The 20,708-nt window shown below is 66.6% G+C and carries 14 protein-coding genes; 10 read left to right on the top strand and 4 right to left on the bottom strand.

Annotated features, from left to right (window positions below):
- Nucleotides 1-7: 7 nt before the first annotated feature.
- Entirely contained in the window at nucleotides 8-1,027 is a 1,020-nt protein-coding gene (rfbB, locus tag NV2_RS06410; protein ID WP_067870556.1) for a dTDP-glucose 4,6-dehydratase, read from the bottom strand.
- Between the two features lie 295 nt (nucleotides 1,028-1,322).
- Here rfbB and NV2_RS06405 point away from each other — a divergent pair, with 295 nt between their 5' ends.
- Nucleotides 1,323-2,030 (top strand): DUF8020 domain-containing protein, encoded by a 708-nt coding sequence (locus tag NV2_RS06405; RefSeq protein ID WP_067870555.1) that lies wholly within the window; start codon nucleotides 1,323-1,325, stop codon nucleotides 2,028-2,030.
- A 163-nt stretch (nucleotides 2,031-2,193) separates the two neighbouring features.
- On the opposite strand, the gene NV2_RS06400 is transcribed toward NV2_RS06405, so the two are convergent.
- Entirely contained in the window at nucleotides 2,194-3,165 is a 972-nt protein-coding gene (locus NV2_RS06400) for an alpha/beta hydrolase (protein WP_067870552.1), read from the bottom strand.
- Nucleotides 3,166-3,362: 197 nt separating this feature from the next.
- Between NV2_RS06400 and rfbA the strand changes: the two genes are divergently transcribed.
- Nucleotides 3,363-4,262 carry a glucose-1-phosphate thymidylyltransferase RfbA gene (rfbA, locus tag NV2_RS06395; protein ID WP_067870551.1) on the top strand — a complete coding sequence of 300 codons (900 nt, stop codon included), beginning with the start codon at nucleotides 3,363-3,365 and terminating at the stop codon, nucleotides 4,260-4,262.
- A 1-nt stretch (nucleotide 4,263) separates the two neighbouring features.
- Nucleotides 4,264-4,821, top strand: coding sequence for a dTDP-4-dehydrorhamnose 3,5-epimerase family protein (locus NV2_RS06390; RefSeq protein ID WP_067870549.1), 558 nt, complete (start codon nucleotides 4,264-4,266; stop codon nucleotides 4,819-4,821).
- 10 nt (nucleotides 4,822-4,831) lie between these two features.
- Here the strand turns inward: NV2_RS06390 and NV2_RS06385 are convergent, their stop codons facing one another.
- On the bottom strand, nucleotides 4,832-5,704 hold the full coding sequence (locus NV2_RS06385) for a helix-turn-helix domain-containing protein (RefSeq protein ID WP_067870547.1): 873 nt from the start codon (nucleotides 5,702-5,704) through the stop codon (nucleotides 4,832-4,834).
- Between the two features lie 476 nt (nucleotides 5,705-6,180).
- On the opposite strand from NV2_RS06385, the gene NV2_RS06380 reads away from it, so the two are divergent.
- Nucleotides 6,181-6,663, top strand: coding sequence for a hypothetical protein (locus NV2_RS06380; protein WP_067870692.1), 483 nt, complete (start codon nucleotides 6,181-6,183; stop codon nucleotides 6,661-6,663).
- Between the two features lie 197 nt (nucleotides 6,664-6,860).
- On the opposite strand, the gene NV2_RS06375 is transcribed toward NV2_RS06380, so the two are convergent.
- Nucleotides 6,861-7,373 carry a GtrA family protein gene (locus tag NV2_RS06375; RefSeq protein WP_084474018.1) on the bottom strand — a complete coding sequence of 171 codons (513 nt, stop codon included), beginning with the start codon at nucleotides 7,371-7,373 and terminating at the stop codon, nucleotides 6,861-6,863.
- Nucleotides 7,374-7,491: 118 nt separating this feature from the next.
- Here NV2_RS06375 and dprE1 point away from each other — a divergent pair, with 118 nt between their 5' ends.
- From dprE1 to NV2_RS06345, 6 genes are all read left to right on the top strand, one after another.
- Nucleotides 7,492-8,982, top strand: a complete 1,491-nt coding sequence (gene dprE1 / locus NV2_RS06370) for a decaprenylphosphoryl-beta-D-ribose oxidase (protein ID WP_084474047.1) — start codon at nucleotides 7,492-7,494, stop codon at nucleotides 8,980-8,982.
- Complete coding sequence (gene dprE2 / locus NV2_RS06365) at nucleotides 8,982-9,743, top strand: decaprenylphospho-beta-D-erythro-pentofuranosid-2-ulose 2-reductase (protein WP_067870545.1); 762 nt, start codon at nucleotides 8,982-8,984, stop codon at nucleotides 9,741-9,743. Before dprE1 ends, dprE2 begins: the two co-directional genes overlap by 1 nt.
- Nucleotides 9,744-9,903: 160 nt before the next feature.
- Nucleotides 9,904-11,910 carry a galactan 5-O-arabinofuranosyltransferase gene (locus tag NV2_RS06360; protein ID WP_067870543.1) on the top strand — a complete coding sequence of 669 codons (2,007 nt, stop codon included), beginning with the start codon at nucleotides 9,904-9,906 and terminating at the stop codon, nucleotides 11,908-11,910.
- 218 nt (nucleotides 11,911-12,128) lie between these two features.
- Complete coding sequence (locus NV2_RS06355) at nucleotides 12,129-13,973, top strand: DUF6541 family protein (protein ID WP_067870689.1); 1,845 nt, start codon at nucleotides 12,129-12,131, stop codon at nucleotides 13,971-13,973.
- A gap of 28 nt (nucleotides 13,974-14,001) precedes the next feature.
- The gene (locus NV2_RS06350) at nucleotides 14,002-17,253 is read left to right on the top strand and encodes an arabinosyltransferase domain-containing protein (RefSeq protein ID WP_067870541.1); all 3,252 of its coding nucleotides are present in this window, start codon (nucleotides 14,002-14,004) and stop codon (nucleotides 17,251-17,253) included.
- Between the two features lie 78 nt (nucleotides 17,254-17,331).
- Nucleotides 17,332-20,703 carry an arabinosyltransferase domain-containing protein gene (locus NV2_RS06345; protein WP_067870540.1) on the top strand — a complete coding sequence of 1,124 codons (3,372 nt, stop codon included), beginning with the start codon at nucleotides 17,332-17,334 and terminating at the stop codon, nucleotides 20,701-20,703.
- The last annotated feature ends 5 nt before the right edge of the window (nucleotides 20,704-20,708 follow it).

Raw genomic sequence — 20,708 nt, 5'->3', positions numbered from 1 at the left:
CCCGGGACTAACGCACCCCGGTCTGCGGCAGCACCTGCTCGCCGGCCTCGGTGTAGGCCCGCTCGGTGTGCTCCTTCTGCGGGCGCCACCAGGCTTCGTTGTCGCGATACCAGGCGATGGTGGCCGCCAGGCCGGTCCGGAAATCACCGTAGCGAGGCTGCCAGCCGAGTTCGGTGCGGAGCAGCGTGGCGTCGATCGCGTAGCGCTGATCGTGGCCGGGCCGGTCGGTCACATGGTCGAAATCGTCGGGCCCGCGACCGAATTCGGTGAGCAGCAGCTCGACCACCGACCGATTGTCCAGTTCGCCGTCGGCACCGATGAGATAGGTCTGTCCGATGCGGCCGCGCTCGAGAATCGCCCAGACCGCGCTGTTGTGATCGCTGACGTGAATCCAGTCCCGGATCTGATGTCCGGCGCCGTAGAGGCGGGGCCGCACCCCATCGATCAGATTGGTGATCTGACGCGGAATGAACTTCTCCACATGCTGATACGGACCGTAGTTGTTGCTGCAGTTGGACAGTGTGGCTCGCACGCCGAACGAACGCACCCACGCCCGCACCAGCAGATCACTCGAGGCCTTGGTGGCCGAGTAGGGGCTCGACGGCTGATACGGCGTGGATTCGGTGAAGGCGGGGTCGTCGCCCGCCAGGTCGCCGTACACCTCGTCGGTCGAGATGTGGTGGTAGCGCACATCGTATTTCCGCACCGCTTCCAGCAGCGTGTAGGTGCCGACGATATTGGTCTGTACGAACGGCCACGGGCGGGCCAGTGAATTGTCGTTGTGCGATTCTGCCGCGAAATGCACGACGGCGTCGGAACCCGCGACCAGCCGGTCGACCAGGGCGGCGTCGGCGATATCGCCGTGCACGAATTCGATGCAGTCTGCGACGGGAGCCAGCGAATCGCGATTCCCAGCGTAGGTAAGAGCGTCCAGTACCGTTACCCGCACATCATCGTGTTCACTGAGGGTCTGGTGGACGAAGTTCGCGCCGATGAAGCCGGCGCCGCCGGTGACGAGTAATCGCACGGTTCTCAGCCTAACGCGTCCGCCGACGCGCACTGCCGGTCATGGCAAGGGTAGCGCGCATCACGCTGCACAATGTGACCTTCGTCACATCAAATCCTATTTGTCTCTTTTATGCGAATTGCAATCGAATTCGTAAACCGTACGCACACTGCGTGTTTCCGGAACCCCACCGCGCACAAGAACACCGCGGTGAACAGAATTTGAATGAACGGACACAGTGGGTTCACCGGTCGTTGGCTGGGCTCCCTTTTTATTTCCTTGTCCCAGAACCACTCTGCATCGAGGTTTGCACGAAATGATGATGAGGAAATTCGCCGCGACCGCGGCACTGGCCACGGCCGCCATCGGTATCACCGCGGGCACCGTGCACGCCGCTCCGGCCGCCCCCGCGGCGCCGGCGCCGGTGAGTGTCTCCTACAAAGTCGATGATCAGGCCCAGAGCATCTCGTTGACCGCCGACAACGGTTCCGTCGCCGTCGAGGACGGCAAGCTGGAGATCAAGTCCGCCGACGGCACCGTCATGGCCGGCACCCCGCTGCAGTACCGCGTGGACGACTTCGTCTTCCCGATCGCCGCCGACATCAAGGGCAACACCGCCACCCTGAGCCCGCAGGCCGACACCGCCAAGGCCGTATACAAGCCGGTCGCGCTCCCCTTCGAGGACCAGGCCCAGTGGGACAGCGACTACGACCGTGAGAAGGACGCCTTCAGCCGCCTGAAGGACACGGTCAGCATGGCCGGCACCGCGGCCAGCATGATCTCCGCAGTCGTCGGCGGTGTCGTCGGTTGTGGTCTGGGCATCGCCGCCGGTGCGGCGGTCACCCTTCCGGTCGCCCTCGGTGGTGGCGCCGGCCCGGTCATCGGCTGCCTGCTGGGCGCCGCAGCGGGCGCCAGCGTCATCGGCATCGCGGGCACCCTGCTGATCGGTGTGCCGATCGCAATCGCCGCGGTGATCCAGTACGCCCAGACCGTCAACCAGCCGCACATCGAACCCAAGAAGTAGGGCTGAGGACCGATTCGGGCGCAGTTCAACACTTTTCGGCCAGGCTCTCGCCGGAAGCCGGTCCCCCCTGAATCGGCCGGCGTGCGAGAACCCCCAGCAGTGCCCCGCGCAGCCGTCGCTGTGCGGGGCACTGCCGTGTCGATCTCGGTGCCGCACACTGCTTTCAGGCAGTGCGGGCAGTCTGCTCCGAATCGATCCGGGCCCGGACGAATCGCGCGACCCGGGCCAGCGCAGCGCGGCTCTCGGGCATATTCGGCAGCATGCTCATGAAGGCGTGCACCTGACCGCGCCACAACTCCACCGTGTTCGGCACTCCCGCGGCGGTGAGCCGACGCATCATCAGATCGGCGTCGTAGCGCAACAATTCGTCTTCGCCGACGATCAGCAGCGCCGGCGGCAGGCCGGCGAGCGAGCCGTTCACCGGTGACAGCGCGGGATCCAGTTCCTGCTCGGCCTCGGCTCCGTAGCGCACCAGCTGCCGCACCGCCGCCAGCGGGATATAGGCATCGCGGGAGACGTTCATGTAGTCGCGCTTGAGCCGGTAGTCCAGGTCGAGCAGGGGCGACAACCCGACCAGACCGGCCGGCAGGGGCATACCGGCCTGGAGCGCGCGCAACGCGGTGGCGAAGGCCAGGAAACCGCCCGCGGAATCCCCCGCGAACACGATCCGCTCGGGGGCCGCACCGTGGCGCAACAGCCAGCGGTACGCGGTGAGGCAGTCGTCGATCGATCCGGCGATGGGCGTTGCGGGCAGCTGCCGGTAGTCCACATTGATCACCGGCAGTCCGGTACGCCGCGCCAGACTGGCGGCGACCGGCCGATGGGTGTCGAGTCCGCAGAGGAAGAACCCGCCACCGTGCATGTACATGACCGCGCCGTCACGCAGCGACCGGCGCGCACCGGCCGGGCGAATGATCTCCATCCGGAACCCGTTCAACCGCACCTGTTCGCGCTCGATCCCGCGGGCTCGCGGGCGCAGCGCGGCCAGCCGATCGACGACCACCCGCGCCACCGGCATGGTGGCCGGAGTAATCGGATAGTGCCGGATGAACGGGCCGACCACACCCTTACAGGTCATCAGGACGGCCTGCGAATGCAAGCTGGAACCCCCGGGATTCACCACCGTCGTCGTCATAGCGCACCTGCCTGCCGCTCGCGCGCCGAGTGACCGGCCGCCGACGGAACGGCAGCAGAAATGTGTCGGCGCTGACATCTGACCTACGCAATACTTGATCGCCCGAATATCGCCGAACGAAACCATCGTGACCATTTCGCGGTCCAGTCGGAACCTCATCGAGCCCGAGCGGGCACGAGCTGGCAGACTTGCCTCACATGCGCGGAATCATTCTGGCCGGAGGCACCGGTTCCCGGCTGCACCCGATCACGCGCGGGGTGAGCAAACAGCTGGTACCTGTGTACGACAAGCCGATGATCTACTATCCGCTGTCCACCCTGATGCTGGCGGGTATTCGCGACGTCCTGGTGATCACCACGCCGGAGGACGCCGCCGCATTCCGGCGCCTGCTGGGCGACGGCAGCCGGCTCGGCGTGTCGATCGACTACATCGTGCAACCCGAGCCCGACGGGCTGGCCCGTGCCTTCGTCCTGGGCGCGGACCACATCGGTACCGACTGCGCCGCGCTGGTTCTCGGCGACAACATCTTTCACGGCCCCGGCCTCGGCACTCGGTTACGCCGTTTTCACGGCCTCGACGGCGGCGCGGTCTTCGCGTACCCGGTCTCGGACCCGAGCGCCTACGGGGTGATCGAATTCTCGGGCGGCAAGGCGGTGTCCATCGAGGAGAAGCCGAAACTGCCCCGCTCCAACTACGCCGTCCCGGGGCTGTATTTCTACGACAACGACGTGGTCGAGATCGCACGAGGGCTGCGGCCCTCGGCACGTGGCGAGTACGAGATCAGCGATATCAACCGCAGCTATCTCGAACAGGGCCGGCTCCAGGTGGAGACCCTCGCCCGCGGTACCGCCTGGCTCGATACCGGAACCTTCGATTCACTGCTGGATGCCGCCAACTATGTGCGCACCATCGAACAGCGCCAGGGGCTCAAGATCGGTGTTCCCGAGGAAGTGGCCTGGCGGATGGGGTTCATCGACGACGAACAGCTGGCTCGGCTGGCCGAACCACTGGTGCGATCGGGGTACGGAACCTACCTGCTCGACCTGCTGACCCGCGGGCGTGCTGAGGGCGGGCACGAATACAGGCAGGATGGTTGATATGCGGATTCGAGAATTGTCGGTGCCGGGCGCGTGGGAGTTCACTCCCGAACTGCGCGGTGACGAGCGCGGCAAGTTCGCCGAAACCTTCAAGGCTTCCGAATTCGAGAAGGTGACCGGGCGGTCTCTCGAATTGCTGCAGGTCAACACCTCCACCTCGGCAGCCGGTGTGCTGCGCGGAATCCACTACACCCAGAACCCTCCGGGGCAGGCGAAGTACGTCACGTGCGTACGCGGCGCCTTCCTGGATGTGGTGGTCGACCTGCGCCGCGGTTCTCCCACCTTCGGCCGGTGGGACAGCGTGGTGATCGACGATGTGGCCCGACGCTCGGTATTTCTGTCCGAGGGGCTCGGTCACGGCCTGTTGTCGCTGGCCGACGACTCCACGGTGACCTATCTGTGCTCCCTGGAATACAGCCCGGAACTGGACCACGACCTGGACGCCTTCGATCCCGACCTCGGTATCGAGTGGCCGACCGTGGGCATCGACGGCGCTCCCCTGACCTATATCCGGTCCGCGAAGGATCTCGCCGCACCCCGGTTGCGCACGCTGGAATGAGCCGATCGGCTCAGGCGGCGGCAATCGCTTCGTCCAGAGCGACCCGGCCGTCCACCGATACCGCTCGGATACTCGCGAACGCTGCCCGGTACCGCGCGATGTCGGCATCTTTGTCCACATGCGTGGCGCCGTGGAAACTTTCGATGTGCACCACCGGTGGCTCGACGAGCTCCAGACCGGGTGCCCCGAATTCCAGCAGAACGAAGCGGCCCGAGTTCAGCCCCTCGTGGTAACCGGAGTCGTTGCGCACCATCCGAATGTCGATATTGGGGCGATCACACATGCGCCGCAGGTGATTCAGCTGTCCGGCGGCGACCGCGCCGTCGCCGATCCGCCGCCACAGCAGCGACTCGCTCAGCACCGCGACCAGCCGTAGTGGATTCGGCCGGCGACTGAGCAGGCGCTGGCGCGTCACCCGGACCTCGACGCGGCGCTCGATCTCGGCAGCGGTGAGCCCGGGCCGGGCCGCCGCCAGCAATGCCCTGGTGTAGTCCTCGGTCTGCAACAAGCCCGGGACGAATTCGTTCTCGAAGGTGGACAGCCGGGTCGCCCCCTCCTCCAGACCGATGTAGACGTCGAAGCCCTCGCCGATCACATCGCTGTAGGACGCCCACCAGCCGCGGGCCTTGGTTTCCCGGGCCAAGGCGGTGAGCGGCGCTACCTCCTCCTCGCGCGCCCCGTAGACCTTGCACATGGCCTCGACGTCGAGGCTGCGCAGTGAGGTCTGGCCGGTTTCGATCCGCCAGATCTTCGCCTCGGACCATTCCAGGCGGCGGGCGGCGACCCGGGTCGTCATCCGGGCGCGGGTGCGCAGATCCCGTAATCGCCGGCCGAGTTGCCGCCGCGGCATCGTCGAACCGGTGATCCCCTGTGGTGAACCCATAGTTCCCCCTTGGCAGAAACCTTCTCGGGCATACGAATTCGATTCCGCAACACCCGAACGGATTGTTGCACAACGAGACCAGTCACGAGGGGGAAGCCGACCGTCCCGGCCCTGCCGGTGCGGGCCGTGGCCAGACGCGCAAACGTCACAATTGCGAACTCCCACACCAGCGACCACATGCGACGCAGTTCACATTTGCGCCGCACGGCTCCCAGCAGACTGCCAGGCAACCAACAGCCACAACGCAATCGATTCACAGTCAGGGCCGCAAAGGTGGTAGTCGTATCAAGTTCACAGCGGCGTCCGAGAACCCCGGAAAGGCCTCATAGCCAGCGGCGATTATCGCCCACAGCTGTGACCTGGCATACGAAGCAGAAGAAAATTCCACCGATATGTAACACCGCCGGTAGCGCGGCCCGATAGGTCCCATGAACACCGACGCAGGACCCAGATCTACCCGGGGAATGGAGAAGACAGTGCGTACGACGTTTCCGACTTCCGTCTCGGCGGCAACCATGGCCGCTACTGCGCAGGACTACATCCAGCGCGGTTGGACGGTCGCTGAAACGGCCAACGGCATCTGCCTGATCACCGATACGAATGTTTCGGGTATCGAGGTGGCCGGCGAGCTGGCCGCGAATGTGCGCCGTTTCCTGCGGGCCAACAACCTGTCCGGACCGGTGATCGAGATCCCGGGCGCCGAACGCCGCGAAATCCATCTCGTGACCGGCCTCGGCAAGGCGGAGATGGCACTGGAAGCGCTGCGTGCGGCCGGTGCGATCGTGCACACCGACGGTGCCGGCATTCCGCTGCCGCCCACTCAGCTCTCGGCCGGCGAGGCCTGCTGGGGCGTGGCTCCGGGTGAGGCCCGCTGGCTGCCGCCGGTCGTTGCGATCGCCGCAGCGGTGCGCTCGGCGAACTCCGGCCGTAAGCCGCAGCTGAGCAGCATCGCCAGCTGAACCGACAAATCCACGAAACCGCGAGAGCACGCGATGCTTTCGCGGTTTCGTCGTTCTCCGGCCGCTATCGGTTCGAGTGATTCTCGGCACAGTGGGCTGCACACGGTGAGCCTCAGCTACCGGTCCGACAACCGCACAGCCGAATCCGGCACGCGCGTATCGGGGCCGGCCGATTTCGATCACCGGCCCCCGGGCAATTACTTGATCTTGAAGATCACCGCACGCTGGACGACGAAGTTGATCACGGTGGCGACGCCCTGCGCGATCACGAAGGCGACCAGCACCGCACCCTTGACCGAATGCCCGGCGATATCCACCGACATCTCCGGCAGGGTGGTGTTGAGCAGGGCGTTGATCCCGACCTGCGCGGCGAAGGTCACCGCGTAGAGCAGCACCACCGCCACGAATCGGCTGCGGCTCGGCTCGGCCTTGAAGGTCCAGCGTCGGTTGATCAGGTAGGCGGTGGTGGTGCCCGCGATGAAGCTCATCGCCTTCGCGATATCGCGCGGAATCCCGAACACGCTCATGAACAGCAGGTACAGACCGAAGTCGACGACCGCCGACAAACCGCCGGTCAGGATGAACCGCACAATCTGCGTCTTCAAGTCGACGTCAGTACCGCCGGGCTCATCTACCAGCGGCAATTCGGCCGGCAGAGGGAGATGGGGTTCCGCACTCACCCGCACGAGAGTAACGGGTGGATGCGGCATGCCCACTACGGCCGAGCCCGCGGGCCACCTCCGGCCCGACTGTGACATCCACCTCGACCGCCCGCTGCACCCCCGACACCAGGGCCGGATTCCGGCCGTACCTGTAGCCTCTATGCCGATGTCCACGAAAGCTCAGACCTCCACCGACGCGGGTTCTGCGAAGTCCGCGAGCGACGGCGAGGCGTCACAGGCAAGCAGCACCGGCTCGGCCGACAGCTATACGCTGCCGACACGCACTCGCCGCCTCACCGGTTGGGGCCGTACCGCCCCCACCTCGGCCGAGGTGCTCTCCACCGAGGATCCGGAACAGATCGCGCGCGCCGTCGCGATGGTCGCCGAGGACAACGAATCCAAGCCGGCACATCTGCGCCGGGGCGTGATCGCTCGTGGCCTGGGCCGTTCCTACGGTGACAACGCCCAGAACGCCGGCGGGCTCGTCATCGATATGGCCGCTCTGAACAAGATCCACCGGATCGATCGCGACACCTGCCTGGTGGACGTCGACGCGGGCGTCAGCCTCGATCAGCTGATGAAGGCCGCGCTGCCGTTCGGCCTGTGGGTGCCGGTACTGCCGGGGACCCGGCAGGTCACCGTGGGTGGTGCCATCGGCTCCGATATCCACGGCAAGAACCATCACAGTGCAGGCAGCTTCGGCAACCATGTGCGCTCGCTGCAACTGCTGACCGCGGACGGCACGGTGCAGACCATCGGCCCGAAGAAGAACGCCAAGCTGTTCTGGGCCACCGTCGGCGGCTGCGGTCTGACCGGCATCATCCTGCGCGCCACGATCGAGATGACGCCGACCGAAACCGCGTACTTCATCGCCGACGGCGATGTGACCTCCGGTCTGGACGAGACCATCGCCTTCCACAGCGACGGCACCGAGGACAACTACGAGTACAGCTCGGCCTGGTTCGACGCACTGAGCCCGATGCCCAAGCTGGGCCGGGCGGTGATCTCGCGCGGTTCGCTGGCGAAGCTGGACCAACTGCCGAAGAAGTTGCGCAAGAATCCGCTGGACTTCACCGGCAAGACCTTCGTCACCTTCCCGGATCTGTTCCCGAACGGGCTGCTGAACAACAAAACCTTCACCCTCGCCACCGAGGTCTGGTACCGCAAGGGCGGTACCTACCGGCAGAAGCCGCAGAATCTGACGGCGTTCTATCACCCGCTGGATATGCTCGGCGAGTGGAACCGTGCCTACGGCTCACGCGGATTCCTGCAGTACCAGTTCGTGGTGCCGCCGGAGGCCGTGGAGGAGTTCAAGCAGATCCTCATCGATATCCAGGCCAGTGGGTACTACTCGTTCCTCAATGTGTTCAAGTATTTCGGCAAGGGTAATCAGGCGCCGTTGAGCTTCCCGATGCCCGGCTGGAACGTCTGCCTGGACTTCCCGATCACGCCCGGTTTGAACGAATTCGTCACCGAATTGGACCGCCGCGTACTGGAATTCGGCGGCCGGCTCTACACCGGAAAGGATTCGCGGACCACCGCGGAGGCCTTCCACCAGATGTATCCCCGGATCGACGAGTGGATCAAGGTCCGCCGCTCGGTCGATCCCACAGGCGTTTTCATGTCCGATATGGCGAGAAGGCTGGAGCTGCAATAGTGATCAACGCGGTAGGTAACCCGCAGAACATTCTGCTGCTGGGCGGAACCTCCGAGATCGGCCTCGCGATCTGCCAGGAGTACTTGAAGAAGGGCCCCGCGCGGGTCGTGCTCGCGGCGCTGCCGGGCGACCCGCTGCGCGAGCAATCGGTGGCCCAGCTCGAGGCGGCCGGTGCCTCGAAGGTCGACGTCATCGATTTCGATGCGCTCGACACCGGCAGCCACCCCAAGGTCATCGAGCAGGCCTGGGCCGACGGCGATATCGATGTCGCCATCGTCGCCTTCGCCCTCGACGGTGATGCCGAAGAACTGTGGCAGAACCAGACGAAGGCGGTCCGGGTCGCCGAGGTGAACTACACCGCCGGTGTGTCGGTGGGTGTGCTGGCCGGGGAACGGATGAAGGCGCAGGGTTTCGGGCGCATCATCGTGATGTCCTCGGTGGCGGGTGAGCGCGTCAAGCGCGCCAACTTCGTCTACGGCTCCACCAAGGCCGGCCTGGACGGTTTCTACCTGGGCCTGGGTGAGGCGCTGCGTCCGCACGGCGCGCGGGTCACCGTGGTCCGCCCGGGGCAGGTCCGCACCCAGTTCTCGGCGCACGTCGCCGAGGCGCCGCTCACGGTGAACAAGGAAGACGTTGCGGCGCTCGCGGTTTCGGGCTCGGAGAAGGGCAAGGAAATCGTCTGGGCACCGGGTACGTTCCGCTGGGTCATGGTGATTCTGCGCCACGTCCCGCGCGCGATCTTCCGCAAACTGCCCATCTGACAACTGACCGGCGAGCGAATTCGCTCGCCGGCGTCGAGACTCATCCGCAGCGTGGGGTCGACTCCACGCTGCGGATTTCGTCGTGGCGGGTCGATCGGACTGCTCCGCCCGGCTTGTAGGCTCGCTGACAGGTTGCGGCGAGAGAGGATCCGGAGGCACAGTGCGCGTACTAGTCCGGCAGATCGGGGGCGGACTCGGGGAGGCTGTAGCCGGGGCGGTGGTCGCCGTGCTGGTGGCTGCTGCCGGGCTGGTGGCGATGTCGTTGGTGGAATGGCCGGCGTTCAACGCTTCCAATGTGACGCGTGCATTGACCTCGGTGGGGCAGGCCGGGGCCGCGGTGCTCCTGGTCGCCGCAATCGTTCTGGTTCGCCTGCATCGATGGCCGTGGCTCGCGAAAGTGCTGTCCTGGGCGGGCATTTCGGCGTTCGTCACGATCACCCTGGGCATGCCGCTGGGAGCGACGAAGCTGTACCTGAACGGCATCTCCGTCGATCAGGAGTTCCGCACCGAATACCTGACCCGGCTCACCGACACCGCCGCGCTGCACGATATGACCTACGCCGACATTCCGGCGTACTACCCGGCCGGTTGGTTCTGGCTGGGTGGCCGATTCGCGAACCTGCTCGGCCTTGCCGGGTGGGAGGCCTTCAAACCGTGGGCGATCGTCTCGCTGGCGGTAGCTTCGACAGTGGCACTGGTGTTGTGGTCCAAGCTGATTCGCGCGGATTGGGCGATCGCGGTGACGGCGGCGACCACGGTCGTGATGGTGGCATTCGCCTCACCGGAGGCCTACAGCGCGGTGCTGGTGATCCTGTTCGCTCCCGCGATGGTGCTGGCCTGGGGCGCGCTCTATCGCCCGGCGGAATTCCGGCCGGCTCGCCTCGTATCGGCCGCGGCCGGCCCGGACGGGGCCGAAGACGCATCCACAGCGTCGCGCGTACGGACCGCCGGGGGGTGGGGCGCCGCGATCGCCGCCGGCCTGTTCGTCGGTGTGTCGGCAATGTTCTACACGCTGTTCTTCTTCGTCGCCGTCTTCACCATCGTGCTGATGGGGCTGGTGGCATGGGTGGCACTGTGGTGGCAGCAGCGGGCCGATGCGGTGCATCACCACACCGCGCCCACCCGCGGGGTGTTCCGGTTGCTGTGGCCGATCCTGCTGCGACTGATCGTGATGGGTGTCATCGCCGCTGTGCTGGCCCTGCTCGTCTGGGCGCCGTACCTGGTGAAGGTGCTGACCGGAAACCTGCCGGCCTCGCAGACGGCGTTGCACTATCTGCCGACCTCCGGCTCGCAGCTGGCGTTCCCGATGTTCGATTTCTCCGAACCGCTGCTGGGCGCGCTGTGCCTGCTGGGCACCGTGTGGCTGGTGCTGCGGGCGGGCAGTTCGCGGCGCGCGCAGGCGCTGGGGATTTCGGTGGTCGGTGTTTATCTGTGGTCGCTGGCGTCGATGCTGGCTACCGCTGTCGGCACCACCGGCCTGTCCTTCCGGCTGGAACCGATTCTGCAGGTGCTGCTGGCCGCGGCCGGCGCGTTCGGATTTGTGGAGGGTGCGCGGGCGCTCTACCAGGCGGTCAACGAGCCCAAGCGGTTGCGAGCGGCGTATGCGGTGGTCGCGGTCCTCGGTGCGCTGGCATTCGCCCAGAGCATCCCCAGCACCTTGAACGCCGAGATCACCACCGCCTACACCGACACCGATGGTGCGGGAGTGCGGGCGGACAAGCGCAGCCCCTCGGCGGTGTCGTATTACGACCGCATCGATCAGGCGATCACCGAACAGACCGGGCGCCCGCGCGACGGTTCGGTGGTACTCACCGCCGACACCAGCTTCCTGTCGTACTACCCGTACTACGGCTTCCAGGCTTTGACCTCCCACTACGCCAATCCGCTGGCGGATTTCCCGGCGCGTGCCGCCGAGATCCAGCACTGGAGCGAGTTGCCGACGTCGACCGAGCTGATCGATGCGCTGAACCACTCGCCGTGGCGAGCACCGGATGCCTTCCTGTTCCGGCGCAGCGGTGAGAACTACACGCTGCGACTGGCCGAGGACGTCTATCCCAACGATCCCAATGTGCGCCGATACACAGTGGAATTCCCGGCCGCATTGTTCGACGATCCACACTTCCAGACCACCGAAATCGGGCCTTTCACCCTGGTTGTACGCCACTGACCAGCACTGGAGCATCGCTCCGGCCGTACCGCGCCCCCCTGTGGATAACGTTGTGGAATTCCGGTATTCCTGTGGATAACTAGTTGCCCGGCGCTGCGTCCACCACCACTGATGGGTACCGTAGGGAGCTGCTGTCAACGGCTAGAGGAGTTCAACGAGTGGTACAGGGCGGGGAAGTCGAACCAGGAGACGCGGGATACCCGGACGGGCCCGCGGCACTGGCCGTCGCGTCGCCCGAGCGGCTCGGCGAGCGAACCACGCCCCGCACCGAGGAAACCCGGACGGTCTCCGACCGCGCCCTGCGCCGGCTCAGCGCCGCACGCGGTGATCTCGCCGTCGCGGCGGTATATCTGCTCGGCGCGATCGTGGTCATGTGGGATCAGTGGCGCGACACCGCGCACGGTTATCTGATCAACAGCGGCCAGGACCAGTACATGTGGGAATGGTTCTTCGCCGAAACCGCCCACGCCGTGGTCAACCTGCAGAATCCGCTGGGCACCAGCCTGCAGAACCATCCCGACGGCGTGAACATGATGGCCAACACCGCCATGTTCGGCGTCGGTGTTCCCCTGACCCCGGTCACTCTCCTGTTCGGGCCCACGGTGACCTTCGTGCTGGTACTGACACTCGGCCTGGCCGGTACCGGTTTCGCCTGGTACTGGCTGTTCTCCCGGGAGGTGGTCAGCTCCCGCTTCGCCGCCGCGCTGGGCGGCCTGTTCTGTGCTTTCGCCCCGGCGATGATCTCGCACGCCAGCGCACATCCGAACTTCGTGGTGCTGGCGATGCTGCCGGTCCTCGCGCTGCTGGTCATTCGCATGGCGCGACGCGCGCTGGCGGGGCAGCCGGTGAGCCGCGGCCGCCGGCTCCGTGAGGCGGCGGTGCTGGGCCTGCTGGTCGCGTTGCAGATCGCACTCGGTGAAGAGCCGCTGGTGCTGTTCGCACTGGGATTCGGCCTGTTCGCGCTCGTCTACTATCTGCACCGCCCGCAGGACGGCGTGCGTGTGGTCCGGGCGCTGACCCCGACACTCGCCCTGGGCGCACTGCTCACCGTGGCATTGACGGCGGTACCGGTGTGGTGGCAGTTCTTCGGGCCACAGAGCTACCGGTCCATCGACCACGGGCCGATGGGCAACGACCTCGAGACGCTGGCCCAGTTCCCGTCCGAATCGCTGGGCGGCATCATCGCACCGGGCAAGAATCTGGCGATCAACCCCACCGAGGAGAACGCTTACTTCGGCTGGCCGCTGCTGGTGCTGATCGCCGTGACGGCGGTCTGGCTGTGGCGCCGGCGCAATCCGGAACACCGCGTGGTGCGCGCGGCGGTCGCGGTCATCGTGGCAGGCAGTGTGCTGTCGCTCGGCGTGTCCTTGACCATCGGGCGGACCGATACCGGGATCACTCTGCCCTGGCACTGGCTCGATCAGGTGCCGCTGCTCAATACGGTGCTCGAGACCCGGTTCACCTTCCTGGCGATCCCCGCCATCGCGGTCGTGCTCGCCCTGGCGACCCAGCGGATCCTGGGTTACGCGCGCGAGTCGACCGCCGACCGCCGACCGGCGATCTGGTTCACCGCAGTGGCGTTGGCACTGGTCCCGCTGATTCCGACGGTCCTGCCGGTGGTGCAGCGCGATACCACTCCCCAGTTCTTCACCGACGGCACCGTGAACCGGTACGTCGATAACGGCTCGGTGGTGATCGCACCGCCGCCGACCCGGCTCAACGCACGCCCACTGCAGTGGCAGATCGATGCCGGCTTCGACTTCCCACTGGCCGGCGGCTACTTCGTCGGCCCGACCGCGGACAACAAGGGCCGCTACGGCCCCGACGACCGGCCGACCGCCACCCTGCTGATGCGCGCCCAGACCAGCGACCGGGTGCAGCCGACCGGCCCGCGGGAACACGCCCGGGCCATGGCCGATCTCGAGTACTGGAACGCCGACGTCATCGTGCTGCCGCCCAGCAAGAACGGCGGTGCGATCCGGGTGACGCTGGACCGTTTGCTGGGAATTCGAGGCCAGGTCGTGGACGGTGTGGTCGTGTGGGACGTGCGCGGGCTGCACTGACGCCGCAGCTGTGGCTTAGCATCGCTGGGTGCGTGCAGACTCTCCAGCGTTTCCCCGCATCCGCCTGATCGCCTTGCTGTCGGGCGTGATCGCCGTCGTTCTCGCGGCGCTCACCCCGCTGCTACCGGTCAGCGAAGACCGGGCGAGCCTGGATTGGCCGCAACCGCAATCGGTTCCGGTGAGCGCTCCGCTGGTGTCGTATGCACCGTTGACAGTGGATGCCTCACTGCCGTGCAGCGCCCTGCGTGATCTGCCCAGTGGCACACTGCTGTCCACCGTTCCCGCCGATGCGCCCGACGCCTCGGCGCGGGGCCTGATCGCCACGGTCGACGACGGCCCGGACGGTCGCACGCTGTCGGTACTGCAACGCAACATCCCGCTGCTGTCGGCACCGATCGACGAGGTGGGCAGCTGTGACCACCTCGTCCTCAGCTCCACGGCGGCCGGCACGACCGTCGAGCTGACCGGCGTCACCCGTGCGGACGGCACTCCGTTCAGCAACACTGTCGGCGGCGATATCCGGCCCCAGATGGTCGGTGTATTCACCGATCTGGACCGCGCCCAGCTCGGTGATTCCCACCTGCATGCCGCGATCGATTCGCGTTTCTCCTCGTCACCGAGCCCACTCAAGCTGGCCGCCATCATCGGGGCGGTGGTGTTCACCATCATCGCGTTGATCTGCCTGCATCTGATCGATACCGGCGACGGCCGCCGCCCTCGGCGCTTCCTGCCCGCGCACTGGTGGCGGTTCACCGTGGCCGACGGCGTGGTGCTGGGCACGCTGGTGGTCTGGCATTTCATCGGCGCCAATACCTCCGACGACGGCTACATCCTGAATATGGCTCGGGCGTCGCAGGATTCGGGCTACATGGCCAACTACTACCGCTGGTTCGGGGTGGCCGAGGCACCGTTCGGCTGGCCGTACGAGGTGCTGGCGTGGATGACGCGGGTCACCGATGCGAGCTGGTGGATGCGGTTGCCCGCGTTGATCGCCGGGGTGCTGTGCTGGTTGGTGATCAGCCGGGAGGTCCTGCCGCGCCTGGGCGCCTTCGTGCGTCGCGACGCGGTCGCTCGGTGGACCGCGGGACTGGTATTCCTGGCCGCCTGGCTGCCGTATGACAATGGTTTGCGTCCCGAACCGTTGATCGCGCTGGGCGCGCTGCTCACCTGGTGCTCGATGGAACGCGCCATCGCCACCAAACGCCTGCTCCCTGCCGCGATCGCTGTGCTGATCGCCGCGTTCTCGCTGGCCGCCGGGCCTACCGGGCTGATCTGTATCGCCGCACTGATCGCCGGTTCCCGCCCGGTCCTGCAGCACATCATCGCCCGCGCCCGCGGTGGCGGATCGGTCCGCGCGGCGATCGGGCGGTACGGCGCGCTGCTGGCGCCGGGTATCGCAGCCGGGACGCTGGTACTGGTCGTGGTTTTCGCCGATCAGACGCTGGCGTCGGTGCTGGAGGCGACGCGGGTACGTAAGCTCGTCGGCCCGAACGTGGCCTGGTTCGACGAGCGCACCCGCTGGGATTCGCTGCTCATGCTGGCCCCCGACGGATCCCTGACCCGGCGCTTCGGCATTCTCGGCATGCTGCTGTGCCTGCTGGTCTGCGTGCTGGTGATGCTGCGCAAGAACGGCCGCATCCCGGGCACCGCCAAGGGCCCCGCGGCCCGCGTGCTCGGCATCGTGTTCATGTCGTTGTTGCTGATGATGTTCACCCCCACCAAGTGGACCCACCACTTCGGCGTCTACGCCGGGCTGGCCGGGTCGCTCGCGGCGCTGACCGCGGTGGCAGTGGGAATCAACGGCATTCGTGCCCGATACAACCGATCACTGTTCGCCGCAGCGGTTTTCTTCCTGCTGGCCATCACCTTCACCGGTTCCAACGGCTGGTGGTACGTCTCCAGCTATGGCGTGCCCTGGTACGACAAGGCACCACTGGTCGCAGGGAAGGGTCTGTCGACACTGTTCCTCGGGCTGGCGGTGCTGTGCCTGCTGCTCGCGGCATATCAGTACTACCGCGAGCCGTATCGGAAACCGGAGGCGCGCCGGCGTTTCGACACCTGGGCGATCCAGCCGCTGACCATCGCCGCCGCGGCCATGGTGCTGTTCGAGGTCGCCTCGCTCGCCAAGGGTGCCATCACGCAGTATCCGGCGTACTCCATCGCGAAATCGAATATCCGCGCGCTGGGCGGTGATTCCTGCTCGCTGGCCGATGCGGTACTCACCGAGACGAACACCGCTGATTCACTGCTGCAGCCCTATTCCGGTTCCGCCGCCGACGCGCTCGGCGCCGACAGCGTCGGTTTCGATCCGAACGGGGTGGCGCACGACCTCACCGCCGATGCGGAAGAGACCACGACCGGCGGCGCGAATTCGGTCGAGACCGACTCGCCCAACAAGACCACCCAGACCACCGTCGAGGGCACCGGCGGCGGCAGCACCGAACAGCCGGGGATCAACGGCAGTACCGTCGCGCTGCCGTTCGGCCTGGACCCGGCCCGCACCCCGGTCATGGGCAGCTACACCAGCGGCACCAAGCAGCAGGCCCACCTGACCTCGCAGTGGTACCGGATGGATGCGGCACAGGCCCGGCAGGATCCGGAGCACCGGGTGCTGGTGGTGACCGCGGCCGGACGGATCAAATCGGTCGATGCCGACGGCGTGGTGAGCTACGGCCAGGATCTGCGGGTCGAGTTCGCTGATCGCGCCGCCGACGGGACGGTCCGCCCGCTGGGCTCGTTCACCCCCCTCGACATCGGCGGCGCGCCGTCGTGGCGCAATATGCGGGTGCCGCTGGATCAGGTTCCCGACGGCACCAATGCGGTGCGCATCGTCGCCGTCGCCAACGATCTGACACCGCGCCAGTGGCTCGCGGTGACACCGCCGCGGCTGCCGAAGCTGTCGACCCTGGATTCCGTCGTCGGGCATACCGACCCGGTACTCGAGGACTGGCACGTCGGTCTGGCCTTCCCGTGTCAGCGCCCCTTCGATCACCACGACGGGGTCGCCGAGGCACCGAAGTGGCGCATCCTGCCCGACCGGACCGGTTCGGATGCCTCCAATGCCTGGCAGGACGAGATCGGCGGCGGGCCGCTGGGCTGGACGGGACTGCTGTTGTCGGCGGAAGCGGTCCCCGCGTATCTGAACGACGACTGGGCTCGTGACTGGGGTTCGCTGGAACGGTTCACCCCGCGGGTACCCGAGGCCCGACCGGCGGAGATCGATTCCACGGTGGAACGCCGATGGGGCTGGGCGAAGGATGTGCCGATCAAGGTGAACTAGCAGGTGGCCCGGTATATCCGGGATTTGCGGCCGAGTGAACACCGTCACTCTCGGCGGGGCCAGATAACATCACCATCCGTGCCCGACGCCGCAACAGCAGTTCTGACAAAGCCGACGATCCCGGACAAACCGGTGACGTCGCGTGATTTCTCCACCGCACGGCTGATCGCCGTGATCGCCGGTGTGCTCGGCGCGATCTTCGCCGTCGCTACGCCGTTCCTTCCGGTGAGCCAGACCACCGCCGAGGTGAACTGGCCCCAGGGCGGAACCATCGGCAATGTCGAGGCACCGTTGATGTCGCAGGTTCCGGTGGACTTGCGGGCATCGATTCCGTGTTCGGCGGTAGCCCAGCTGCCCGACGGCGGCATGCTGCTCAATACCGCGCCACCACAAGGCGATCGGGCGGCCCTCGAGGGCCTGTTCGTGCGTGTCACCGGTGATTCGGTGGATGTGGTGGACCGCAACGCGATCGTCGCGTCCGCACCGCGCGCGGACATCGGCGGCTGCACCTCGATCACCATCACCTCCGATATCGATCGGACCACCGCGCGGTTCGAGGGTCTGACCACGCAGGTCGAACGACCCACCGAGGCCGGCGGCACCGAGATGGTGACGGCGCCGGTGGAAGGCAGCCTGCCGGGCGATCTGCGACCGCAGGTCGTCGGGGTCTTCTCCGATCTGAAGGGCGCCGCCCCGGAGGGGCTGTCGTTCCACATGACCGTCGACTCCCGGTTCTCCTCCTCCCCCACCGCAATCAAACTGACCGCGATGATCGCTGCGGTGCTGTGCACACTGATCGCGCTGGCCGCACTCGGCCGCCTCGACACCGGAGACGGCCGCGGCCATCGCCGCTTCTTCCCGGCGCACTGGCTGCGGCCCACCTGGGCGGACGGTGCCGTGATCGGCACCCTGGTGGTCTGGCATTTCATCGGCGCCAACACCTCCGACGACGGCTACATCCTCACCATGGTGCGGGCCGCGCCGCACGCGGGCTATCTGGCGAACTACTTCCGCTGGTACGGCGTGCCCGAGGCACCGTTCGGCTGGTACTACGACGTCATCCAGGTCTTCGCGCAGATCTCCACGGCCAGCCCGTGGGTGCGCATACCCGCACTGCTGTGCGCCATCTTGTGCTGGATGGTCATCAGCCGTGAGGTGGTGCCCCGGCTGGGCCGTGGCGTGCGCACCTCGAAGGTGGCGCTGTGGACCGGTGGCCTGGTCTTCCTCGCCTTCTGGCTGCCCTACGACAACGGTCTGCGTTCCGAGCCGATCGTCGCCCTCGGCGCGCTGCTGACCTGGGTGTCGATCGAACGAGCCATCGCCACCGGGCGCCTGCTGCCCGCGGCGATCGCGGTCCTGGTCGCGGCCTTCACTCTGGCTGCGGCACCTACCGGCCTGATGTGTGTGGCGGCGCTGCTCGTGGCGATCCGGCCGCTGGTGCGGATTGTGGTCCGGCGCAAACGAGATCTGCAGCAGCGCATGGGAACCGGTCGTAGAGCATCGGGTTTCATCGCCTCGCTCCCCTTGCTGGCGCCGATCGCCGCCGCCGGATTCCTGGTGTTGACCGTGGTCTACAGCGATCAGACCTTCGCCGGTATCCAGGAAGCCAACCGGGTGCGGCAGGCGACCGGCCCGAACCTGGCCTGGTACGAGGACTACCTGCGCTACTACTACCTGTTCGTGCAGACCGTCGACGGATCGGTGTCGCGCCGGTTCGCCTTCATCGTGATGATCCTGTGCCTGATCACCGTCGCGCTGGTGTTGTTGCGGCGCAAGCGGATTCCCGGAATCTCCAGCGGTCCGACCTGGCGGCTGATCGGTGTGGTCTGCGGAACGATCATCTTCATGATGTTCAACCCGACCAAGTGGACCCACCACTTCGGCGCCTACGCCGGTGTCGCGGGTGCACTCGCCGCGGTCACCGCCGTGGCGGTGTCGGCCACGGCACTGCGGTCGCGGAAGAACCGCTCGATCTTCCTGGCAGCCCTGCTGTTCGCGCTGGCACTGTCGTTCTCGGGCACCAACGGCTACTGGTACGTCTCCAGTTACGGCGTGCCGTGGTTCGACAAGACGGTGTCGCTGCGCGGAATTCAGTCCAACACCGTGGCGCTGGTGCTGTTCGCGCTGGCGCTGGCGCTGGTGGTGTGGCAGACACTGCGTGAGGGTTACGCCAAACCTCCCGCGAGCTCGAAGACGGCGCGAGGCAGGAGAGTTCGCCGATTCGCGGCCATTCCGCTGACCGTGGTCGCCGCGGCCATGGTGTTGTTCGAGGTGCTGTCGCTGGCCAAGGGCGCGGTGGCGCAGTACCCGGCGTATTCCCTGGCCCGCAGTAATTTCGACGCGATCTCCGGCGACCGCTGCGGTCTCGCCGACGATGTACTGGTCGAATCCGATGCGAATGCGGGACGGCTGAATCCGATCATCGATCCCGCGAACCCACCCACCAACGGTGATCCCCTCGGTGGTGTGGATCCGGTCGGATTCGACCCCAACGGAGTGCCTACGGATCTGAAAGCCGATGCGGTGGAGGTGAAACCGGGCACCGGAAACACCTCCAACCAGTCGGTCGGCGCCAACTTCGCCGAGGGGCAGAACGCCGGCACCGGAGGCGGCACCAGCGATCGGGTCGGCGTCAACGGCTCGACGGTCGCACTGCCGTACAGCCTGGACCCGGCACACACCCCGATCATGGGGAGCTATCAGCAGGGGATTCAGCAGCCCGCACATCTGACGTCGAGCTGGTACGAACTGCCCGCACGCTCGGAGGATTCCCCGCTGATCGTGATCTCGGCCGCCGGGCGCATCCTGTCCTTCGACCAGACCGGTGCACTGCAGTACGGCCAAGACCTGAAGCTGGAATACGGCAAGCGGCAGCCCGACGGCTCGGTGAAGTTCCAGGGCAGCTACGTTCCGCGCGATATCGGCCCGGCACCATCGTGGCGGAACCTGCGCATCCCGCTGTCGGAGATCTCGGCGGACGCGGACGCGGTACGGATCTCGGCCAACCGCAATGTGCTCATCGGCGATCAGTGGCTGGCGTTCACCCCGCCGCGGGTGCCAAAGATGCAGACGTTGAACAACTTCCTCGGCACCGAACAGCCGGTGCTCGAGGACTGGGCGGTCGGCCTGCAGTTCCCCTGCCAGCAGCCGTTCCAGCACCGGTACGGCGTGGCCACGATGCCGAACTTCCGCATCCTGCCCGACCGGCCGCTGGCGGTGAGCTCGACCGATACCTGGCAGGCCGAGGAATTCGGCGGCCCGCTCGGGTTCACCCAGATGCTCGCCGGCTCCGCCACGGTCCCGACCTACCTGAAGGACAACTGGGCCCGCGACTGGGGGACCCTGGAACGCTACGACCGGTACTACCCGGACGCGAAACCCGCCCAGCTGGACACCGGTACCACGGACCGATCCGGTTTCTGGAGTCCGGGACGACTACGGGTGTCCTGACCGGG

It is taken from the genome of Nocardia vermiculata NBRC 100427 (assembly GCF_001613265.1).
Lineage (GTDB): Bacteria > Actinomycetota > Actinomycetes > Mycobacteriales > Mycobacteriaceae > Nocardia > Nocardia vermiculata.
Note: the sequence above shows the minus strand (reverse complement) of the source record. Positions and strands in the feature narration are given on the sequence as shown.